Raw genomic sequence first — 4,905 nt, 5'->3', positions numbered from 1 at the left:
TGATTCAAATCCAGTAAAAAATCAAAAAAGGGGTTCGGAATGAGACTATTCCGAACCCCTTTTGTCTACAAACTGAAGCCTGGCACTGCTGCCAGGCTTTTTTATATATCGGAAAGCTGAATTTTATAAAGCTTGTCATCCTTCTCAAGCGGATTGCCGCGTCCGTCTGTATTGTTGCTGATAAAATAAAGCACATCTCCTTCAATGAAGACGTCACGGATTCTGCCTAAATTAGACACAATCTTCCTGACATTCTTTGTTTCCAGATCAAACTCCAGAACAGCACTGCCTCTTAAGGCGGCGGTGTAAAGCTTGCCCTTATAATAGGCCATCCCGGACGGAGCCCAGGTTTCGTCATCACCGGAGGTAAACAGCGGCGATTCCATGCCTTCTTTCTTCTCGGTCCCTTTTATGACGGGCCATCCGTAATTTTTCCCGGGAAGGATCCTATTAATTTCATCATTGGCAGATGGTCCGTGTTCACTTTCATACAAAGTCCCATCCTCCGCCCAGGCAAGCCCCTGCGGATTGCGGTGACCGTAGCTATAGACATACGAGCCGCTGAACGGATTATCCTCCGGTACGCTCCCGTCCAGATTCATTCTAAGGATTTTTCCTCCGAGGGAATTCACATCCTGGGCAATTTCAGGATCGGTCGCAGCATCGCCTGCCGTCGCATAAAGCTTTCCGTCAGGGCCTATTTCAAGCCGGCCGCCATGATGGTACTGCCCGCTTGGAATTTTGTCAAGCAAAAGCTTGTCCTCTTTCCAGGTTCCATCCTGATGCTGGAGAATGACAATCCGGTTAAACTGTCCTGAGATGTTTTCATAGGTGTAATAGGCATACGCTTCGTTTGATTGTGAAAAATCGGGTGCCAGCACAAAGCCGAGCAAGCCGGCTTCAGAAGCTGTTGAAAGCTTTTTTGCAAGCTCTACCTTCTGGCGTTCTTTCTTGCCGTCCTCGACCTTCACAATGCTTCCTTGTCTTTCGGTCATGTAAAAGGTTTCGCCTGCTTTGGCAATGGACCAGGGAATATCGAGTTCATCTGCCAGTATTTCCGGCTCAGCACCCGCAGGAAGACTGGCCTCCTGATCCTCGACTTGCTTCCTGCTATCATCCTCGCCTGCACTTGAGCACCCGGCCAGCAGACCCAACACAAGCAGCCCTAAACCTAACACCTTCTTCATCCAGCTTTCAGCCTCCCTTGAAATTCTATTTCAGGACTTCCCAGATTGCCTTGGCAACACCGCTGTCTTCATTTGCGGATGTCACCACATCGCATTGTGCTTTAATGATGTCATCAGCATTTCCCATGGCAACCGATCTTCCTGCGCGTTTGAACATGGACAAATCATTATAATTATCGCCAATGGCCATGGTTTCCAAAAGTGAGATTCCTTTTTCTTTCACAAAAGCTTCAAGGGCAATTCCCTTTTGGGCGTTCACACTTGTCAGTTCCAGGTTTTCATCCCCTGATGAACTAACGGCCATGCCTTCAAGCTTCAGCAGGTCTTCTTTCGCAGAAACAAGAAAATCCGGTTCAAAAGAGAAGGCAAGCAGCTTGTAAATTTGATGCTCGTCACTGTTGAAAAGCTCATCATAGCTGTTCACTTTATGGACAAGCCCCTTTGTAAAACGCTCTTCCGCCGCTTTGGTCACTTCATCAATATCCGCTTCAGGATTTCCGCTTAAAAAGATGTCGACAATAATGGACACGCCGCGGTCTTCATCAATGGTATATGTACCCTGGTTGGTGTATACCTCGAAATAAACATTGTTCTGCACAAGGATATAGGCTGCCTTTTTTGCCAGGTCCTTATCGAGCGGGCTGGAGGACACGACTTTCCCGTCTGGGGCTCTTACTTCTGCCCCATTTGCGCAAATAATCGGGCAGGAAATGCCGGCTTCATCGAGGACGAAGCTTGCTTCGAAGTAGGAGCGCCCGGTCGCGATGACCACTTCAACTCCTTTTTCCTGTGCGGCTTTAATGGCTTCTAAATTTTCAGGCGTAATTTTCTGTGTGGCGGTTAAAAGCGTTCCGTCCATATCACTGGCAATGCATTTGATCATTAGATTCACCTTCTGGCTGTAGTATTTTTCTGAAAAACTTATTTGCCATTCTATCATGTTCTTAGGGTTATTTTAAATAATTGCTCTTCTCAGCCTACATACTTGCTCCCTTCCCTGATGCTCAATTTTGCAAGTGTGTTTGATTCAATAAACCTTTTTACTGACTCGGGATTGGTTTTCGAGTATTCCCTGAGAGCCCAGCCGATGGCTTTTTGGATGAAGAATTCTTTACTGTCATTGTTCAGGAGGATGTAGCGGTATAGCAGCTCTTCGTCTGTGCTTGTTTTGTATTTCAGCTGGAATAGGATGGCCGTTCTGCGGAGCCACATGTTTTCGCTGGTCGCCCATTCCTCTATTCTTCCGGGGATGACTTCCGGGTTTTTGGCCGCAATGGCACCAACTGCATGGGTGGCCAGCATATCAACAGTGTCCCACCAGGATTTTGTTGTAATCAGCTTTTCGACTAATGTCAGATGGTTTTTGTCCAGCTTCCTGGTGAATTTCCCTATGTAGTCAAGGGCGGCAGCCTGGTATTCACGCTCCTCCATGTCCCATAAGGTCTTCACAAATTCTGGATTAAACTCCTGCTTTAACAGGCCTGTTTTATTGAAGTATTCCTTTAACAGGACTCTTCTTTCAGGTGTCTTGATTCCCAGGAAGGGAAAGTGGTTTTTCATATAGTTTTGCATGGGGACCGCTTTTTCTGTGTCCCGGTTTTCTTCAAAAAGCTCGGTTAATAATTGGATGTCCATATGAGCACTCCTTTTTACATCAATACGGGTTTATGTCATCATGTTAAGGGTAAGGTATGGTAGAGATTTGTTGCTTTCTCCGTTTTTGGACAGCTTTTTTCCTCTTCTATTTAATCCCATTTTACCTGCATTTTACAAATCCCAATGAATGATTAGACAGAAAAGAAGGCCAAAATACAAATGTGATTCACATATTTAGGGGGGATTTTATTGAATGATAAATCCGGCAGTATAAACAGTGTATTTTGGGTTTCAGCCGTAGTAATAACATTCTTAGTATTACTGGGGGCCCTGGCTCCAGATCTGTTCGCCAGTGCGGCAACAAAAGCTTTCGATTTTACTACATACGCATTTGGCTGGTTTTACTTAATTTCGGTCTTGTTTTTTGTCTTATTCTGTATCTTTCTGGCTATCAGCAAATATGGCCGCCTCAAGCTGGGGAATGATGAAGATAAAGCGGATTATCCATTTTTCACATGGATTGGGATGTTATTCAGTGCAGGGTTTGGGATTGGATTGGTGTTCTGGGGAATTGCCGAGCCGATGAGCCATTATTTCACTCCGCCAAGGGAAGGCATGGATCCTTTAACAGCAGAAGCGGCCCGCGAAGCGATGGGCTACTCGTTTTTCCACTGGGGAGTCAGCCAATGGTCCGTGTTTACGATCGTGGGACTGGCCATGGGGTATTTCCAATTCAGAAGGAGAGAGAACGGGCTGATCTCTACCACCTTAACTCCTTTGTTCAGCAAGAAAAAAGATCCTGTCCTGCTGAAAAAGGTCATTGATATCCTGGCTGTTATTGCAACAGTCATGGGGGTTGCTACCTCGCTTGGACTGGGCATTCTGCAGATTAACGGCGGCCTTGACGCAGTATTTGGCATAGAGCAGAGCACTATGACGCAAATTCTGATTATTGCGGTAATGACTTCTTTGTTTCTGCTGTCCTCCTCGACTGGTCTTGATAAAGGAATCAAATACTTGAGCAACATCAATCTGGGACTGGCATTGGCTTTGATGATTTTTGTACTGGTTACCGGCCCGACTGTGTTTATTTTAAATACTTTTACACTTGGAATCGGCGACTATATCTCAAGTTTTATTAAGCTGAGCCTACGCTTGACCCCCTATAAGGGAGGCACATGGATCCGCGACTGGACCATTTTTTATTGGGCATGGGCCATTGCCTGGTCCCCTTTTGTCGGCGCCTTTATTGCCCGTGTTTCCAGGGGGAGAACGATCCGCGAATTTGTTGTCGGGGTCCTGATCGTTCCTCCGTTCATCGCACTTGTGTGGATTGCCGTATTTGGCGGCACTGCCCTGCACTTTGATTTATTCGGCGGCACACAGATTGCAGAGGCCGTAAACAATGATGTGACTTCAGCGCTGTTCCAGACCTATAACCATTTGCCTTTCAGCTTTTTGGTTTCGGTGCTGTCCATTCTGCTGATTTTGACGTTCTTAATTACATCAGCTGACTCGGCAACGTATATCCTGGGCGTTATGACCGCTAACGGCACCATGAACCCTCCGCTAATCCCGCGGATTGTCTGGGGCCTGCTAATGGGAGCCATTGCCGCGGTCCTGCTGTTAAGCAGCGGACTCGAAGGCCTGCAGACAGCCTCGCTGGTATCGGCGCTTCCATTCACCATTATCCTTATTTTCATGTGCATATCGCTATTGAAAATGCTGCGCAGGGAAACGATACCTGTCAGGCAGAAAAAATAACCGGGCAGACCTCTGGGAGGAGGTCTGTTTTTTTGGTTTTGTTGGCGGAGGTTGGCAGGGAGGTGGCGGTTCGGACTCTGGGGTGCGGATTTCTTCTTTTTGTGTCTGAAGCTGGGCTGGGTTCTGACACTGGAGCGCCGATTTTCTCTTTTTGTGTCCGAAGTTGGGCTGGGTTCTGACTCTAGAGCGCCGATTATCGCTTTTTGTGTCCGAAGTTGATCCGGGTTCTGACTCTGGAGCGCCGATTTTCTCTTTTTGTGTCCGAAGTTGGGCTGGGTTCTGAGTCAAGTCCTGGTTATTGTGTAAAATCAATGGCAAGTGTTTTCAACCAAACCCTTTTATTTTTTTAGCGAAGCTT

The 4,905-nt window shown here is 46.8% G+C and carries 4 protein-coding genes; 1 reads left to right on the top strand and 3 read right to left on the bottom strand.

Going from position 1 to position 4,905, the window contains the following annotated elements:
- Nucleotides 1-101: 101 nt before the first annotated feature.
- The 3 genes from ACTHRG_RS23430 to ACTHRG_RS23420 form a co-directional block, all read right to left on the bottom strand.
- Nucleotides 102-1,187, bottom strand: coding sequence for a PQQ-dependent sugar dehydrogenase (locus ACTHRG_RS23430; protein ID WP_076257004.1), 1,086 nt, complete (start codon nt 1,185-1,187; stop codon nt 102-104).
- 25 nt (nt 1,188-1,212) lie between these two features.
- Nucleotides 1,213-2,070 (bottom strand): Cof-type HAD-IIB family hydrolase, encoded by an 858-nt coding sequence (locus ACTHRG_RS23425; protein ID WP_076257002.1) that lies wholly within the window; start codon nt 2,068-2,070, stop codon nt 1,213-1,215.
- Between the two features lie 89 nt (nt 2,071-2,159).
- Nucleotides 2,160-2,822 (bottom strand): DNA alkylation repair protein, encoded by a 663-nt coding sequence (locus tag ACTHRG_RS23420; protein ID WP_076257000.1) that lies wholly within the window; start codon nt 2,820-2,822, stop codon nt 2,160-2,162.
- A gap of 210 nt (nt 2,823-3,032) precedes the next feature.
- Here ACTHRG_RS23420 and ACTHRG_RS23415 point away from each other — a divergent pair, with 210 nt between their 5' ends.
- Nucleotides 3,033-4,547: a BCCT family transporter gene (locus tag ACTHRG_RS23415; RefSeq protein WP_076256997.1), complete on the top strand. Its 1,515-nt coding sequence runs from the start codon at nt 3,033-3,035 to the stop codon at nt 4,545-4,547.
- Nucleotides 4,548-4,905: the final 358 nt, after the last annotated feature.

The sequence above is a fragment of the Cytobacillus sp. SAFR-174 genome, from assembly GCF_051964675.1.
In the GTDB taxonomy this organism is placed as follows: Bacteria; Bacillota; Bacilli; order Bacillales; family Cytobacillaceae; genus Cytobacillus.
The sequence above is the reverse complement of the archived record's forward strand: the minus strand, read 5'-3'. Positions and strand labels throughout refer to the sequence as shown.

Excerpts from the sequence above, each read along its gene's own strand:
- ACTHRG_RS23430 (WP_076257004.1), bottom strand. The coding sequence starts at position 1,187 with ATGAAGAAGGTGTTAGGTTTAGGGCTGCTTGTGTTGGGTCTGCTGGCC.
- ACTHRG_RS23425 (WP_076257002.1), bottom strand. The coding sequence starts at position 2,070 with ATGATCAAATGCATTGCCAGTGATATGGACGGAACGCTTTTAACCGCC.
- ACTHRG_RS23420 (WP_076257000.1), bottom strand. The coding sequence starts at position 2,822 with ATGGACATCCAATTATTAACCGAGCTTTTTGAAGAAAACCGGGACACA.